The 17,239-nt window shown below is 38.1% G+C and carries 14 protein-coding genes; 4 read left to right on the forward strand and 10 right to left on the reverse strand.

Going from position 1 to position 17,239, the window contains the following annotated elements:
- Nucleotide 1: 1 nt before the first annotated feature.
- The 3 genes from KRODI_RS04525 to KRODI_RS04535 all read left to right on the forward strand — a co-directional run bounded on the left by KRODI_RS04525 (nucleotide 2) and on the right by KRODI_RS04535 (nucleotide 5,195).
- Complete coding sequence (locus tag KRODI_RS04525) at nucleotides 2–1,543, forward strand: acyl-CoA carboxylase subunit beta (RefSeq protein WP_013750397.1); 1,542 nt, start codon at nucleotides 2–4, stop codon at nucleotides 1,541–1,543.
- A gap of 91 nt (nucleotides 1,544–1,634) precedes the next feature.
- Nucleotides 1,635–3,725 (forward strand): DNA helicase RecQ, encoded by a 2,091-nt coding sequence (gene recQ / locus KRODI_RS04530; protein ID WP_013750398.1) that lies wholly within the window; start codon nucleotides 1,635–1,637, stop codon nucleotides 3,723–3,725.
- Between the two features lie 27 nt (nucleotides 3,726–3,752).
- Nucleotides 3,753–5,195, forward strand: coding sequence for an SLC13 family permease (locus KRODI_RS04535; protein WP_013750399.1), 1,443 nt, complete (start codon nucleotides 3,753–3,755; stop codon nucleotides 5,193–5,195).
- A 29-nt stretch (nucleotides 5,196–5,224) separates the two neighbouring features.
- On the opposite strand, the gene KRODI_RS04540 is transcribed toward KRODI_RS04535, so the two are convergent.
- The 9 genes from KRODI_RS04540 to KRODI_RS04580 all read right to left on the reverse strand — a co-directional run bounded on the left by KRODI_RS04540 (nucleotide 5,225) and on the right by KRODI_RS04580 (nucleotide 15,356).
- The gene (locus tag KRODI_RS04540; RefSeq protein ID WP_013750400.1) at nucleotides 5,225–5,737 is read right to left on the reverse strand and encodes a GTP cyclohydrolase; all 513 of its coding nucleotides are present in this window, start codon (nucleotides 5,735–5,737) and stop codon (nucleotides 5,225–5,227) included.
- Between the two features lie 12 nt (nucleotides 5,738–5,749).
- Nucleotides 5,750–6,340 (reverse strand): methyltransferase domain-containing protein, encoded by a 591-nt coding sequence (locus tag KRODI_RS04545; RefSeq protein ID WP_013750401.1) that lies wholly within the window; start codon nucleotides 6,338–6,340, stop codon nucleotides 5,750–5,752.
- 124 nt (nucleotides 6,341–6,464) lie between these two features.
- A complete protein-coding gene (locus KRODI_RS15070; protein ID WP_013750402.1) occupies nucleotides 6,465–8,264 on the reverse strand; it encodes a YfiR/HmsC family protein in 1,800 nt (599 codons plus the stop codon).
- 16 nt (nucleotides 8,265–8,280) lie between these two features.
- Nucleotides 8,281–10,983 carry a TonB-dependent receptor domain-containing protein gene (locus tag KRODI_RS04555; protein ID WP_013750403.1) on the reverse strand — a complete coding sequence of 901 codons (2,703 nt, stop codon included), beginning with the start codon at nucleotides 10,981–10,983 and terminating at the stop codon, nucleotides 8,281–8,283.
- A 14-nt stretch (nucleotides 10,984–10,997) separates the two neighbouring features.
- A complete protein-coding gene (locus KRODI_RS04560; protein WP_013750404.1) occupies nucleotides 10,998–11,390 on the reverse strand; it encodes a response regulator in 393 nt (130 codons plus the stop codon).
- Nucleotides 11,387–11,818 (reverse strand): response regulator, encoded by a 432-nt coding sequence (locus KRODI_RS04565; protein ID WP_041295618.1) that lies wholly within the window; start codon nucleotides 11,816–11,818, stop codon nucleotides 11,387–11,389. Before KRODI_RS04565 ends, KRODI_RS04560 begins: the two co-directional genes overlap by 4 nt.
- 190 nt (nucleotides 11,819–12,008) lie before the next feature.
- Nucleotides 12,009–12,845: a cupin-like domain-containing protein gene (locus KRODI_RS04570; protein ID WP_013750406.1), complete on the reverse strand. Its 837-nt coding sequence runs from the start codon at nucleotides 12,843–12,845 to the stop codon at nucleotides 12,009–12,011.
- Between the two features lie 123 nt (nucleotides 12,846–12,968).
- A complete protein-coding gene (gene bioB / locus KRODI_RS04575; RefSeq protein ID WP_013750407.1) occupies nucleotides 12,969–14,063 on the reverse strand; it encodes a biotin synthase BioB in 1,095 nt (364 codons plus the stop codon).
- Nucleotides 14,064–14,201: 138 nt separating this feature from the next.
- On the reverse strand, nucleotides 14,202–15,356 hold the full coding sequence (locus KRODI_RS04580) for a beta-ketoacyl synthase N-terminal-like domain-containing protein (protein ID WP_041295619.1): 1,155 nt from the start codon (nucleotides 15,354–15,356) through the stop codon (nucleotides 14,202–14,204).
- Between the two features lie 133 nt (nucleotides 15,357–15,489).
- Here KRODI_RS04580 and KRODI_RS04585 point away from each other — a divergent pair, with 133 nt between their 5' ends.
- Nucleotides 15,490–15,927 (forward strand): cytochrome c oxidase assembly factor Coa1 family protein, encoded by a 438-nt coding sequence (locus tag KRODI_RS04585; protein WP_013750409.1) that lies wholly within the window; start codon nucleotides 15,490–15,492, stop codon nucleotides 15,925–15,927.
- Nucleotides 15,928–15,930: 3 nt separating this feature from the next.
- On the opposite strand, the gene bioA is transcribed toward KRODI_RS04585, so the two are convergent.
- Entirely contained in the window at nucleotides 15,931–17,196 is a 1,266-nt protein-coding gene (gene bioA / locus KRODI_RS04590; protein ID WP_013750410.1) for an adenosylmethionine--8-amino-7-oxononanoate transaminase, read from the reverse strand.
- Nucleotides 17,197–17,239 lie beyond the last annotated feature (43 nt).

Below are 17,239 nucleotides of genomic sequence, written 5' to 3' on the forward strand. Positions count from 1 at the left end.
TATGGATGCTAACATAAAAACGCTCAACGAAAAAATTGAACTCGCACACCTAGGTGGCGGTCAGAAACGTATAGACAAGCAGCACGAGAAAAAGAAACTTACTGCTAGAGAACGCATACACTACTTATTAGACGATGGCTCTTTTGAAGAAATAGGTATTCTTGTTACACACCGTACTACAGATTTTGGTATGGAAAAAGAGATTTATTATGGAGATGGTGTGGTCACTGGTTATGGTACAGTAAACGGTCGTTTGATTTACTTATTTGCACAAGACTTTACAGTTTTTGGAGGAGCACTCTCTGAGACACATGCTGAGAAGATTTGTAAAATAATGGATCTCGCTATGAAAACTGGAGCCCCATTAATAGGGCTTAATGATTCTGGTGGAGCACGTATACAAGAAGGTGTACGCTCACTAGGAGGTTATGCAGATATCTTTTACCGCAATGTACAGGCATCTGGTGTAATCCCGCAAATCTCGGCTATTATGGGACCTTGTGCCGGTGGAGCAGTTTACTCTCCAGCAATGACAGACTTTACTATGATGGTAGAGAACACCAGCTACATGTTTGTAACGGGACCTAACGTTGTAAAAACAGTGACTAATGAAGAAGTAACCTCAGAAGAACTAGGTGGCGCAAGTACGCACAGCTCAAAATCTGGTGTAGCACATATCACCTCTTCTAATGACGCACAATGTCTAGAAGATCTAAAATCACTGTTGAGCTACTTGCCTCAAAACAATACAGAAACACCTAAGAATTTACCGTTTACACTTAAGGATGAGGTGCGCGACCAGCTTGCAACCATTATCCCATATAGTGCAAACAAGCCTTATGATATGCACGAGGTAATTACGGGTATTATAGATGAAGATTCTTTTTATGAGATCCATAAAGATTATGCTGAGAATATCATTGTAGGTTTTGCTCGTTTAGGGGGTCGTAGTGTGGGTATCGTTGCAAATCAGCCTATGTTTCTTGCAGGAGTACTAGATGTAGATAGCTCTAAAAAAGCAGCTCGTTTCACAAGATTTTGTGACTGTTTCAATATTCCTTTGCTAGTTCTTGTAGATGTTCCAGGTTTCCTTCCAGGTACAGATCAGGAGTGGAATGGTATTATTACAAACGGAGCAAAGTTATTATACGCACTCAGTGAGGCAACCGTACCAAGAGTAACGGTAATTACAAGAAAAGCATATGGTGGTGCTTATGATGTAATGAACTCTAAGCACATAGGTGCAGACCTTAACTATGCATGGCCTAGTGCTGAGATAGCAGTTATGGGTGCAAAAGGAGCCAGCGAGATTATCTTTAGAAAAGAAATAAGCGCAGCAGATAATCCTGAAGAAAAACTACTTGAAAAAGAAAGTGAGTATGCAGAGAAATTTGCAAACCCTTATCGAGCAGCACAACGTGGTTTTATAGATGAAGTGATTATGCCACAAGATACGAGACGCAAACTTATCAAAGCATTTAGTATGCTAGAAAACAAGAAGGTGGAGCTTCCTAAAAAGAAACACGGTAACATTCCTTTATAGCGTCTTATTTAAGATAAATAAACACATCATTACTGTATAAAGAGGCGCTTTAATAAGCGCCTTTTTTAATTGGTATTAATAACTTTGTAAGATGGTTGCAACACAAGAATTACACTCCCTTTTAAAAACTCATTTTGGCTACGATAATTTCCGCCCTAACCAGCAAGAGATTATAGAATCTGTGTGTCGTGGAGATGACGCACTTGTTATTATGCCTACTGGTGGTGGTAAATCCATGTGTTTTCAATTGCCCGCACTTGCGCTAGATGGAGTTGCTCTTGTAATCTCACCTCTTATTGCCTTAATGAAAGATCAGGTAGATGCGCTACGTGCAAACGGCATAAGAGCAGCCTACTACAATAGCACACAACCTCTAGAAGAAACTCAGCAAGTATTATCAGATTTACAAAGCGGCGCCATAGACCTCATCTATGTTGCACCTGAAAGCCTACAAATGTTAGACGGAGCACTTAATGCCGCAACCATTTCATTAATCGCCATAGATGAAGCACACTGTATCTCATCATGGGGTCACGATTTTAGACCTGCATACACGCAACTAGGCTATCTAAAAAGACGCTTTCCACAAGCACCACTTATTGCCCTTACCGCAACAGCAGACAGATCAACACAAGATGATATTGCGGATCAATTAGGAATAAGCAATGCAAAAAAGTACGTCTCTTCTTTTGATAGACCTAACCTCTATCTCGATGTGAGACCTGGCCAAAAACGTAATGATCAGATTCTTGATTTCCTTGAAGAGCACCCTGGAGAAAGTGGTATCATTTACTGTCTTTCTAGAAAAAGTACAGAGTCTCTAGCTGCCAAACTACAAGCTAACGGTTATAAAGCGGCTGCATACCACGCAGGGATGCACGCAGAGCAACGTTCAAAAGTTCAAGAAGATTTTATAAATGATACGACGCCCATAATTTGTGCTACCATCGCCTTTGGTATGGGAATAGATAAGAGTAACGTGCGATGGGTGATCCACTACAACATGCCTAAAAATCTTGAAGGATATTATCAAGAAATAGGTCGTGCTGGACGTGATGGCTTACCTGCTCACACCTTACTTTTTTATAGTTATGCAGACACCCTACAGCTAAGACAGTTTATAGACGGAGCAAAAAATGCCGACTACCAAATGGCAAAGCTCGATCGTATGCAACAGTATGCAGAAGCGCTGAGTTGTAGACGTAAAGTGCTTATCAACTACTTTGGCGAGTTTCTCTCTGAGGATTGCGGAAACTGTGACATTTGTAACAGTCCGCCGGCATATTTTGACGGTACTGTACTTGCTCAAAAAGTACTTTCGGGCGTTGCTCGTATGCAACAAAAAGAAGCGATGGGTACCGTGATTGACGTTTTAAGAGGTTCGCAAAACGCTCAAGTATATGACAAAGGCTATCAAGAAATAAAAACTTACGGAGCCGCAAAAGATGTTCCCTGGAGAGACCTTCAGCAATATATTGTGCAGCTTATCAATCAGGGATTGTTAGAAATACGCTTTCGCGAAAGCGGAAGATTATTACTCACCCCACTTGCTAAAGAAGTTTTATACGACGGAAAAAACATACAACTGGCTAAACTCACCAAGGTTAAAACCGAACCTGTTACGAAAGAACGCAAACCTAAAAAACCAAAAGGAACGCTCTTTGAAAAGCTGCGCGAACTACGCTCAGAACTTGCTAGAGATGCAAATGTGGCTGCATATATTGTATTTTCTGATACTTCCCTTAAGGATATGGAAGATCAAGAACCTGTAACTCAAAAGCAGTTTTTAGACATTCAAGGTGTAGGACAAGCAAAGATGGAAAAATATGGCGCAGATTTTATAAAGGTCATTAAAGAGCATGTCCAAAAACCAAAACCTAAAAGCGGTAGCAAAACGTATCTAGAGACTAAAAAACTCATCCAGCAAGGCCTTTCTCTAGAAGAAATTGCAGAGACCCGTAAACTCACTATAGGCTCTGTGTACAATCACTTGATGAAGTTACATGATGAAGGTATGGAGGTAGATTTTTACCAATTTATACAGCCCGTAGAAGTAAAGCAAGTACACGACGCCATTTTAAAGGTAGAAGACGCAGATAAGCTCAAATCTTTCTACGAATACTTTAAGGAAGAGATGCCATATTGGAAAATAAGACTTGCCTTATATTTAAAAGGTAAGTAGTTTTCTTTTTTGCCTATTTTTAAGGCTATGAAGGAATTTACGCTTTCGCGAAAAATAGGCTTTATCATCGGCCCTTTGCTATATATTTTATTACTCGCAGCACCCGTTGAGCTCATAAATCCAGCGATAGACAAGGTGATTGCTGTCGCTTTGTGGATGATTATCTGGTGGGTTACAGAAGCTGTTTCCATCTCTGTTACGGCACTTATTCCGCTTGCTCTATTTCCCTTACTCGGTATTGGAGACATAAAGGAAGTCGCCAGTAACTATGCAAATCCTATTGTGTATCTATTTTTTGGAGGATTTGTAATCGCGCTAGCGCTAGAAAAAGTTAACCTGCACAAACGGATAGCCCTCTCTATTCTTAAAATTACGGGCACAAAGGCAAACGGAATCATACTAGGCTTTATGATTGCCACTGGTTTAATGAGCATGTGGATTTCAAACACAGCAAGTACGGTCGTGATGCTCCCAATCGCCGTGTCTGTCATTCAACTTCTTATAGATGACGAAGATGGTTTTACAAAAAACGACCGCAACTTTGCTCTAAGCATTATGCTAGGTATCGCTTTTGGCGCAAATATAGGAGGAATGGCAACCTTAATAGGTACACCGCCTAACTCTGTAATGCTTGCATTCCTTAATGAGAGTTATAATATAGACATAGGCTTTTTCCAGTGGATGAAAATGGGAGTTCCATTCTCCATCATACTGATGATCATCACATATTTTATGATTACAAGAGTCTTCTACAAGAATAACCTAGGCACCATTGGAAAGTCTGGAAATATCATACAGACCGAGTTAGATAAGCTTGGTCCAGTTTCAAAAGGAGAGAAAGTGGTCTTAGCCATATTTCTCATTACAGCAATCTCGTGGATGCTACGCTCCTATCTCAACCAACTACTACCAGAAATCACACTTACAGATACAACCATCTCTGTGATTGCGGCGCTGCTGATGTTTATAGTACCTATCGATTATAAAAAAGGTTCTTTTCCGCTCAATTGGGAAGATACTTCTCGATTACCTTGGGGAATTTTAATCCTCTTTGGCGGCGGTCTCGCACTTGCCTCTGGACTGGCACAATCTGGATTTATAGATATGATAGGTTCCTACATATCACAGCAGGAAGACTGGAGTATGTGGGTGGTGACTGCCGTGCTTATTTTCTTAATGCTCTTTATGACAGAATTAATGAGCAACGTTGCACTTGTCACTATCCTTGTTCCATTAGTAGTAGGTATTGCCATAGGAATGGATGTGCCTATGCTACAAATGGTCATCCCCGTAACACTTGCTTCTAGTTGTGCATTTATGCTGCCTATGGCAACACCGCCTAACGCGATAGTCTTTGCAAGTGGTCACGTGCGTGTAAATCAGATGGCGCGCGTGGGTGTGTTTTTAAATTTAATTTCGGTGGGATTATTATTTGCGCTGGCTTACTATGTGGTTCCGGTATTGTTTTGATATTACGCTTTCGCGAAAGCACACTCATATCATAGCTCTGTAGGTTGAATACCACTTACACTAATGCCCAGATCTGTGAGTGTTTTGGTTTTCTTTTCATTACCCGTGATCATTGTGATAGAATTCACTTCTAGATGTTTTAAGATTTTTGCTGCAACGCTAAAATCACGATTATCCTTATGAAAACCTACAGCCTCGTACGCATCTGCTTGAGGCATACCTTGTTTTTTGAGCGGTAAAGTATTGAGGAGTGCATAATGACCATTTCCTTTTCCTTCTTGCTCTAGCCAGATTACAATACCCTTTCCTGCTCGTTCTATAAGTTGCTGTGATATTTCCATTTGCTCACGGCAATCACACTCTATACTATTAAAATGGTGAGCAAAAATGCACGAGGAATGTACCCTGCAAAGCACATCTTCTGCTCCGCTCACATCTCCCATCACTAGCGCGTGACACTCCTTGATACCGTCATAAAAAAGAATCTCTTTATAAGTTCCATATTTAGTTTTGATGGTTCCTTCTGCTAGTTGTACAATCATTGTGTTGTGATATTAATTAGTTTGCTTTTTTACCATTTTGACAAACAACTCTTTATCTGCACGAGCAGCTACTGAGTTATAGGAAGTTTCCATTTTTTGAATATCAAAATGTTTTGAGAACAAGTTTTCATATTCCGCTACACTTCCTCCGTATGGTGGTCCTTTTTCGGTGAGTGGGAAGTTAAAAAGTAAGCCTACAAGTTTGCCTTTAGGTTTAAACAATGTACGCATATGTGCGACGTAAGCAGGTCTCAAATCTGGTTGTAATGCGCAGAAAAATGTTTGTTCTATGATTACATCAAACTGCCCGTCAAACTTGAAAAAATCTTCTTGTATAAGTTGCGAGCTAGGAAAATCTGGTACTCTCTGTTTCAAATTTTCTAATGCAAGTTGAGAAAAGTCTACTACATACACATTTTTAAATCCCTCCTCCCAGCAGTACTGCGCTTCATGACTATAACCGCCACCAGGAATTAAAATTTTAAGGTCCTTATTTTCTAATTGATCGAGGTAGGCTTTAATAGGTGGAGAGACCTCTTTTAAGTCCCAACCTGTACTTCCCTCTGCATAACAATTATTCCAATAGGTTGACGTGAGTTCCATGAATGTAGGTTAGTTTTAAAACAACATCTAGTGCATAGCAATTTAAGTAAATTACGTGTAGCGAGTGATAAATGTAGCATGTGTTACTTGTAGTTACGCTTTCGCGAAAACGTAAAAAATCACATTACTCAGCTTCAGGATTCATAGGGATAGTAAAATAAAAAGTGCTCCCTTCATTAATTTTTGAAGTTACCCAAATATTTCCTTTATGTATCCCGACAATCTTTTTACAATGCGCAAGTCCTATTCCGGTGCCTTTATATTGATCTGTTGTATGTAATCGCTGAAAGATAGAAAAAATACGCTCCTGATGATCTTTACGAATACCTATCCCATTGTCTTTAAAAGAGAATTGCCACATCTTCTCATTAGGGTTCTCTAGGTTCGCAGTCTCGCTCACGTCAATATGTAATGTGGGTGATGTATCCTCTGCACAAAACTTTAAAGCGTTTGTGATTAAGTTTTGAAACAACAAGCGCAGCTCAATTTCAGAACCCATAAGGGTAGGAAGATTGGAATATGTAATGGTTGCATTTTTTCTTTTTATGAGTGCATAAATATCTTTCTCTAAGTCTTGTACCAACTTGTTACAATCTACCTCCGTAAAACTTCTAGTCTTACCTATGCGTGAGTATTCTAGCAACACATTTATAAGCTTAGCCATCCTCTCACTTGCCTCTTCTATAAATTCAAGACTCTGATTGCCTAAATCGTCAAACTGTGCACTATAATCACTCCTTATAAGCCCAATGAAGCTTGATATGGTATTGAGAGGTTCTTGTAGATCATGGCTTGCGATATAGGCAAACTGCTCGAGGTCTTCATTTTTCTGACTGAGTTCTTCTGCCTGGGCTAGTATTTTTGCATTTTGCAATACAAGCTGTTTTGCAAGTTTGCTTTTACTTTGGTAATTCTTATAAATTATAAATCCTGCCACCAGAAATAAGAAGGCGATGATTCCTAAAAGCCAGTTGATGTTCTCTCTAAGAGATAGCTCTACAGACTGCTCGTCAAGCACTTTTTTCTGGACACTGAGATTTAAGTTTTGATTATCTATACTATCTTGATTGCGCTCTATTTCTTCTGCATTTTGAACTAAAATACGCTGTCTTCTTTCAAGTTCTTCTAGTTGAGATTCATTTTCTATTTCCAGTTCTTTTGCAATTTCTTGCTTTTCCTCTATGGTCTGTTTTTGAATCTCGTCCTCATCGAGCAAATCTTGAATGGAGTTATTTTTTAGTTTTACAATCTCTTGAATCGTATCTATAATCTCGTTTTTACTATTAATCTCTCTTTGGTGAGCTATAATTAAAGAGTCCTTTCTCTTTGCAATTTGCTTAGCTAGATTAAGTGAGTCTTGTGCTTCTATAAAAAGTGATTGCCACTTTTGTGAAGTTTTAATGGCATAAAATTTTAAGGAAGGAGCAATAACAAAATCATTAATGCGCAGTAGTTCCTCATTGATTTGATGTCTAAATGTATTTCCAACTCTAACAATATTTATCATCGAGGCATTAAATGCATATCCCTCAGACATTACTAATATGCCCTTTCCTTCTGAAGACTGAAGAATATATGGCATTTGGAAATTATATTTTTTGTTAACGTATAATATATCTACATCTGCTATATCTTTTACAGAAAGAAAATTGATGATTTCAACCGGTTTAGATTGTATTTGTCGTTTTTGAGCTATTGACTTAAAGTCGATAATGGTTCTATCAGGACCCAAAACTCCTATCTTAAAAGTATCTCCAGATTGAGGTGACCAGTTTACTTGTTGAGCAATATTAAAAACATAAATAGCTCGTTGCACTCTAGCGACTTGTTCAACATTAGTCTGCGCTTGAATTTGAGCAGAAGACCCAAAGATTATTAAAGCGACCACAATCTTAAGTGCCGATAATAGTTTGAAATCTTTCATGAATAACCCATCCTTATTATAAGCTTAGAGATAAACTTACAAAGTAGTTTCTACCTTGTACTCCAAACTGGCCTACTCGTCTACTATAGGTAAAATTACCGTTGCTCGTATTTGATGAATGCGTGTGCTTATCTGGATACACATTAAAAATATTATTACCCCCTATAGCCGCACTCACTCGTGAGTGAAACTGATAATGAATAGAGAAATCTGTAAGAACCTTTGCCGAAAACTTTTGATCTCGGGACTCTATATTTCCTGTAAAGTCATTTACAACCCAGTTATCGCTATTTCCATCATCTGGGTGAAAATATTCCACAGGTCCAAACAATGTATTATTGAAGTGAATTTTAAACTTATCAATATCATAAAAACTTCTCCAGCTCAATTTATATGCAGGCTGTCCTTTCTCTAGTCTACCTATTTCTTCTCTACTAATGATGACTTCTTCTGCTTCCTCAAAAGCAATGGGTACCCTTATATCTCTACCTACAGTCGTACTATTGATATTAAAACCTAAAGAACTTTCTAGATTACCATCACCTACGTTATTCTTATAAACTAATGCTAGATCTACACCTTGGGTATTCGTATCTATTGCATTTGTAAAGAACTGAGCTGCTCCAACCCCAAATGGTGCTAAAATGTCTTCATAACCATCAGATATGAGTCCTGAGAGTACTATTCTGTCTTTTATTGCTATGTAGTAATAGTCAAGTGCAAGCGAAAAATTTGAACTAATCTTACTACTTAAACCTATGCTATAGTGATTTGATAATTCTGGACTTAGTCTATCTACATTAAATGCTTGAGCAGTGAGTGCGCTTTCATTATTAAATGTACCTACCTGCAAAATATTACCATCAATAAACTGTGTGCTTATATTTTGAAAAAACACTTGGTGTAGGGATGGCGCCCTAAACCCTGTAGCAATACCACCTCTCATACTTGTATTGTTAGTTAGCTTATAACGAGAAGCCACTTTCCAAATCACTTGACTCCCAAAGTCATTATAAAGCTCATTTCTGGCGGCGAGTTGTATGAGCCACTTATCATTAACATTTGCCTCAATATCTACGTAAAACGAGCTGTTTGTTCTAAATTTATTTAGTTCATTTTCTGGTTGAATTCCAGGAAAAACTTGTGCTCCTGCTATTCTTGGTTCCTCAAGCCCTTCACTATTGGTAAAGACACTACCGCCATTTATATATGACGCTTCTTCTCCTGCACCTATCTGATAATTTTCTACTCTTAACTCTGCTCCGAAAGAGAAATTAAGACCTGACCTCCAATCAAAAGACTTTGAAAGATCTAAGTTTGATGTATTCTGACTATACAAAAATCCTCCGGCGTAAAAAGTAGTAGGTGACGCAATTCCTAATGACGCATTGTTAGAATTGTTAATAGTATAATCAAGAGAATTCATCCCTATAGTATGACTAAAATCAATATCCCAATTATGCTTACTTCCTCTCAAACCTAATGTAACGGCATCATCTTGAATATCTGTTAAGATTTCTGGAGAAAATCCATTAGGAAATAAATCTGTAATGACACGGTCTTCATCTATAGGAAACCTATAAAAGCCAGCAGATTTTCCTTCTCTATAATTTCGTCCACCGTGAAGATATACCTGAGCACTGTCTGATACTTTTATTACTCCATTAAAATGAATGGCTAGATTCTGAGTTTCGGAATTGCCTATTTGCATTACTTGCCTATCTGAATAACCCGTTTGATCAAAGAAATTATTCTGAGCTATAAGTGCATTATCCTCTTCTTCATTATCTACATAAACACGTCCCGTATAGTTACCCGCTCTATTGGTAGCCTCTCTTTTTCTATATTCACCTGTAATATTTAAAAATCCTTCCTTGCCTAACTTCATACCAAAATTTGCTCCGGCAAATTGTGTGAGACCATCTCCTTCTTTATTAACTTTTAATAAATTATTTAAAGAAACAGCATTCGTTTGGTTTTTGAGGATGATGTTGATAACCCCTGCAATAGCATCAGATCCATATTGAGAAGTCGCTCCATCTCTTAGTATCTCAATACGTTCTATAGCACTTATGGGGATAGCATTAAAATCTGTACCCACGGCACCTCGACCTATGGTACCATTCACATTGAGCAAAGAACTATTATGTCTTCTTTTTCCATTGATAAGTACAAGAACTTGATCTGTACCTAGCCCTCGTAGTGTAGCTGGATCAATATGATCTGTACCATCTGAAATGGTTTGTCTGGTCGAATAAAATGAGGGTGAGAGGTAATGTAATATTTGGCTCAACTCTATTTGAGAAGAGTTTGTGATTTGTTGTGGCGATATGATATCTACAGAAGCTGTGTTCTGAAATGAGGAAACAGGATCAGACCTTGTACCTAGAGAGATAGGCTCATCTACAGAGAAGCCTGTCTCTAATTTAAAATTTACTTTTTGTGTTTCACCAGCTTTTACTACAACTGTTTTATAAAGTACATTATACATTACAAAACTTGCAGATAATACATACTCTCCTTCATCAACTTGAAAAGAAAATGCTCCATTAATATCTGTCTGGGTGCTCTTATTATAACCTTCTATACTAATAGTAGTACCTGGTAATATCCCAAAATTATCTGTAACCACTCCTTCTATCGTAGCTCTAGATTGAGCGAAACTAAGAGAAGATACTATGCACGCAATAAATAATGTAATCTTTGATAAAAAAGACATTAACTAGGGGTAATTTATGATCTTAACTCTACAGCTAAGGTATTATTGATTATTTCTGTAAGTACTGTATTAGAAAGCATCTTCTCTCTAACTCCTTTAATGCAATCATAGGAATTCAATCTATCTTGATTCTCCTGTGACGGCATAGTTCCCAAAAGCATGATTATTTGACTATTCCTAGCTTTTCTCTGGTGGTATGTATCTAAAAACTCCCACCCATTCATAACAGGCATATTAAGATCCAAAAAGATAATATCAGGATTAAATTCTGTGTCTAATATCTTTAACGCCTCTTCTCCATTTACAGCTACCAAAATTTCAGAAAAACGCGAGGACCTCTCTAAAATTATTTTATTGAAGAAAGTTATTGGTTTGCTATCATCTACTATTAAGGCTTTATAAGTCAAACTAGTGGATTATTTTGAGTACTCGTAGACAATACGTTGTTGTAAACCTTCAACACATTATCAAGTATATCAAATGATAGTGGCTTATTTATAAAGTCAATAACCTTATAGTTTTGAATTGTCTTGTTTACATGTTCTGGATTTGAAGAACTAGAAAGAATGATTACTTTAATATCTTTTCTAAAATCTGGGCACATCTTTTCATATTCGTCTAAGAATTCCCAGCCATTCATTGCAGGCATATTTATGTCTAAAAAAATAAGATCTGGCTTTGTGGCTTCTCCTAATTCTACTTTAGACAGAAAAGTAAGGCCTTCTTGTCCGCTTTGAACAGTTTTGATATGTTCAAAGGAGTTGTGCTTAATAACGACGTGTTGATTGAAAAAATTTACGGCTTTATCGTCGTCTATAAGGAGGACTTTCATCATGCTATTGCTAGGGGATATTTGAATCCCTCACAAATAACAAAAAGTTCGGGACTCATTGTAGCCAATTAGCAAAAAAGAATAAATATTCGACAAAAGCTCGAATTAAAACGACAAATCACTTATTAAAACACAAATGTTTGAATAAAGTATTAATAAAAGTTAATAACACAAGATTGTATAAGGGTCTTTCTTATAAAAGTGCCTTCTCATTTTTTTCATCTATCCAGTCTTGACCCTTTCGTCGTCTCATGAAATTATCATAATGCCTCATGTAAAAAACGTTATACAATGCCTTTCTAAGGTTAGAAAATTTTCGCGGAAGCGATCTCAAACTCATACTAAATCCAGGTGTTTCATACTTCATATAATGCCAGTATCCTTCTGGCATATATAAGGTCTCGCCGTGATTGAGATGGCATATAAACCCTTTTGCGTTTTTTAACTTAGGAAATTTAGTATAGTCTGGATCATCAAAGTTAATATCCTCCCTCGTAATTAAAGAATAAGGTACCTTGTAAAGGTTAGGTGTTTCACTAGGAGGGAACAATACACATTGCTTTCTTCCTTCAAAATGAAAATGCAAAATATTTGCCCAGTCTATATCATGGTGCATAAACACCTTACTTCCTTCGCCTCCAAAAAAGAGCATAGGTATCTGCTTGAGTAACCTCAAACCTATTTTAGGAAATTTAAAATCATTTTTAAGAGAAGGTACCTCCTTCATGAGGTTATACAAAAAGATGCGATAATTAGTAGGTCCTTTTTTAAGTAGATCTATGTAATCACTCATACTCATAGTAGCATGAGCTTGATTAAAACCTTCATCATGCTTTACTGGCCTATCATCATAAAGAGGTACTTCTTTGTCTCCCGCTACTTCTTTGATGTAAGATAGACGCCACTTGTCATAAGCATCCCAGTCATCTACAAGATGCTCAATAACGACAGGTTTTTGGGGCTTTACGTAATCTCTTACGAACTCCTTCTTAGTTATAGAATCTACTCTGGGAATGGCTTGTAACTGCATGTGTAATAGAATTAATTAACCTCGATATTTAAATACCTAAAAGCACTAACTCCCTGATGGGAGTTAGTGCTAAGAATGTAACTATAGTATATACCTACGATGTTTACAAAATAACAGTTTTCTTTATTTCAAAGATTTCCCTGCAAGCTTTGCTTCTTCGTTTCTGTCAATTTTGTGTCCTGGCCTTGACCATTTAGGTTTCTCTCCTAACGACTCATACTTTGAGTCTACCGCCTCTACAGATGCTGGCTGAGCTTTCTTTACAAATGGTTTTTGAGGTGTAAGACCTAGTAGGTCAAACATCTTCATATCTTCATTTACATCCGGATTAGGTGTAGTAAGTAATTTATCTCCTGCAAAAATAGAATTTGCTCCTGCAAAGAAGCACATAGCTTGCCCTTCTCTACTCATCTCAGTTCTACCTGCAGATAGTCTCACTTGTGTTTGTGGCAATACAATTCTCGTAGTTGCTACCATACGTATCATCTCCCAGATTGAGATAGGATCTATATCTTCCATTGGAGTTCCAGGTACAGCTACAAGTGCATTTATAGGCGTAGATTCTGGCTGCGGATCAAGTTTTGCAAGCGCTACAAGCATTCCGGCTCTATCCTCTACAGCTTCTCCCATACCTATAATTCCACCAGAACATACCGTAACATTTGTTTTGCGTACGTTTGAGATAGTATCAAGACGATCCTCAAAAGCTCTTGTAGAGATTACATCTTTATAGTAATCTTCTGAGGTATCTAAGTTATGATTGTATGCATATAATCCTGCTTCTGCAAGACGTTCTGCTTGATTCTCGGTTACCATACCTAGCGTACAGCACACTTCCATATCAAGCTTATTAATCGTGCGCACCATTTCTAGCACGTTGTCAAATTCTGGTCCATCTTTTACATTACGCCACGCTGCACCCATGCATACACGAGAACTTCCAGACGATTTTGCTCTTAACGCCTGTGCTTTCACTTGCTGTACAGACATTAAATCATTTCCCTCTATGTCTGTGTGATATCTTGCTGCTTGCGGGCAATACCCACAATCTTCTGGACATCCACCAGTTTTTATAGAAAGTAATGTAGAAACTTGTACTGTATTAGGATCGTGATGCTCGCGATGTGTTGTTGCAGCTTCATATAAAAGCGACATCATCGGTTTATTATAAATAGCGAGTATTTCCTCTTTGGTCCAGTTGTGTCTTATTTCTGTCATAACGTAAAAATATGAAATAGTCTTAAGCAAGTAAACGGCTATCGCTTGATTTTTTTGAGATTTTAATAACCCTTGCTTGTGTAATATAAGATATGGTGGTTCTAATTACGCTTTCGCGAAAAAGTGCACACCATTCGCCTAAGCTTTCTCAACAATAATACTTACCGCGTTTCCTCCGAAACCAACAGCATTCACAAGTATCTTTTTTAGTTCGCTATCCTTAGATTTATCTTTAAGATAAGGCACTCCTATAAAACGTTGTTCTTGTAGCATTTTTATAGCAAGCTCTAGGCTTAACAAGCCACTTGCACCAAAAGTGTGTCCTATTTTCCATTTATTAGTAGTAAGCATTGGTACGTCTTCTCCAAAAACTTTCTTTATAGCTGCCATCTCAGAGGTATCTCCTTTAATAGTCCCAGGAGCATGCATTACAATAGCATCTATTTCTGATAGATCAATACCATCAAGTGCCATAGCTATAGACTTCTGAAAACACTCACCTTCACTTGAAATAGAAACTGCATGTTCTAGCTTTTCTGTAGCATATCCTACACTTGTAATATATGCAAGTGCATTTTTCTTTTTACCAAGTTCTAGACAGGCCATTGCTGCGCCTTCACCTAGTACCATTGTATTATTTTTCTTAAAAAGATTGAGCGCCATACTAGGGTATGCACTCGTCCCCTCTTCTGTAGGTGTAAGTTTCATTGCTCTTATTTGAGCAATTGTAAATGGCGTAAGTGCTGCCTCAGAACCTCCTACTAGAAACTTTTTGGCCATTCCTGATTGTAACCATGCTACTCCATTTAGTAATGAGTGTAACGCTGTACTACAAGTAATAGAATGAGAGATATCTGGACCGTTAGATTTTAAATCATTTGCTAGCCATGAAGATATATTACCTAGTGTGGTAGACGGAGATGCTTGGGTAGGTACAATATTACGTTCTTTATACGTCTCAAAAAACTTTTCAAAAAGCTGTGTTGCTCCTCTTGATGAACCTACATTAATTCCAAAATCACCATCTTTCCATCCTGCTTGCGTTACTGCAATTCTTCCTGCATATATAGCATAAAGAACAGATGGATCTATACGTAAATAGTTTTTATCTTCTCGTCGTATAGCTTGGATGGCTTTTTGCCCTTCTGAAGTTAACCTTGCCGTAAACGCTTCTAAATCTTCTTCCCAAGTAATTTTTGTAGTTGTTTCTTGGTATGCGTTCCACTGCTCTTCAGCATTTGAACCTAATGGAGAGATAGAACCTAGACCGGTAATGGCTATGGGAGTTTTCAAAGTATAATTGAATTTTGGTTTGCGTCTACAAAAGTACAATTTCGCGTAAGCGTACCCCATCTATTTCTAAGTTTTCTTGAAAAGTTCTGTAACTTTTGCAGCCAAAACGGTACCTATCTAAAAATCAATCACAATGGATAATCAAAACGAACTTATAGAACGCCCTAGCTGGTGGAAACGCAATTGGAAGTGGGCAGTACCTGTAGGAGGATGCCTTACCGTAATCATTATCGCTGTCGTTTTGATAGTAGGTGGCGCCTTTGCTTTTGCAAATAAAATTAAAACAGCCTCTGGAAGTGAGGAAGCGCTCATTCAAGTTCAATCCAATCAAGAAGTGATTGCTGTGCTAGGCGAACCTATAGAAAGTGATGGTTTTGGGAGTTTTAATATCTCTTTTAATAATGGAGAAAAAAGAACTAATGCCACAACACCCATTAAAGGCCCTAACGGGACTGGCGTGATACATCTTATCACGAGCGGTGAAGATGATAAGAAAGTGTACGAAGTTTATAATGTAACTATAGACGGCAGCGACCAGGTAATTGAGCTAGATCCAAAAGCGATAGAGTAGTCTTTAAAAATGATCTAAAGCCTCTTGTATTGCTGTATAAACCTGAGTAAGCTCACTATCTGCTATCACATACGGAGGTAGTACATAAACCGTATTTCCTAGCGGTCTAAGTGCCACGCCACGTTTCATAAAAAATTGGTATAGCTCATCTCGTAAATTCCCATAGCGTTCCATTTCTATGTTGAGATCTATGGCTATGATTACACCTTTTGTGCGTACATCTCGCACTTTAGGGTGTGTTGCTACTTGCTGTGCAAATATTTGATGCGCCTTTTCTATACGCTTTCTACTGTCTGTAATTTCTGAGCTTTGCAATACTTCGATCCCTGCAATTGCAGCGGCGCAGCCTACAGGGTGCGCACTAAATGTATGTGCATGAAAAAAACCTTTGTGCACCTCGTCGCTCAAAAAGCTATCAAAAACTGCCTGCGTACAACTTGTAATACTTAGCGGAAACATCCCTGCAGTAAGTGCTTTACTCAGGCACATTATATCTGGCTTGTTACCCAACTGGTCACAAGCAAAAATGGTTCCCGTTTTCCCAAAACCAGTCATGATTTCATCTGCAATGGTGAGCACATTTGCCTCACGACATTGTTTGACTAACGCATCAAGACCATTTACAGAGTGAAATTTCATTCCAGCAGCTCCTTGGACTAGTGGCTCAAAAATAAAAGCGGCGCACTTATTTGATGTGAGTATCACATCTAGCTTAGCCATCACTTCCTCAAGATTATCTTCTTGAGGCGTAGGAATTCTAACAACTTTAAGTAAAAAATCTTCAAAAGGTCCGTTATACGAACTCAATCCCGAGGCGCTCATCGCCCCAAAGGTATCTCCATGGAAACCGTCTTCAAAAGCGATAAGCGTATCTCTCTTATCTCCTTTATTGTGATACAACTGGATGGCCATTTTTATAGCTGCCTCAACTGCTGTAGAGCCGTTGTCATTAAAGAAAATCTTCTCTTGATTTTCTGGCAGTATCTCCATTAGTTTTTCGGCAAGGGTGATTGCTGGAGGATGTGTAAAGCCACTGAACATTACAAAATCCAGCGCCTGCATCTGCTTATGCATTGCCGTTGTAATATGCTCATTGCCGTGACCATACATGGCTGTATACCATGAGGCAATCCCATCTATATATTCCTTACCCTGCTCATCATACATTACCGCTCCTTTTGCTCTCGTAATTACAACAGGATCCTGCGCAGTCTTATGTTGCGTGAGCGGATGCCAGAGATGTTTTTTATCTTTTTCTTGAGTAGTCACAGTAATAATTTTTGCGTAAAGTTAGCTAAGGAGTTGATTATCT

Source organism: Dokdonia sp. 4H-3-7-5 (assembly GCF_000212355.1).
Taxonomy (GTDB): Bacteria; Bacteroidota; Bacteroidia; order Flavobacteriales; family Flavobacteriaceae; genus Dokdonia.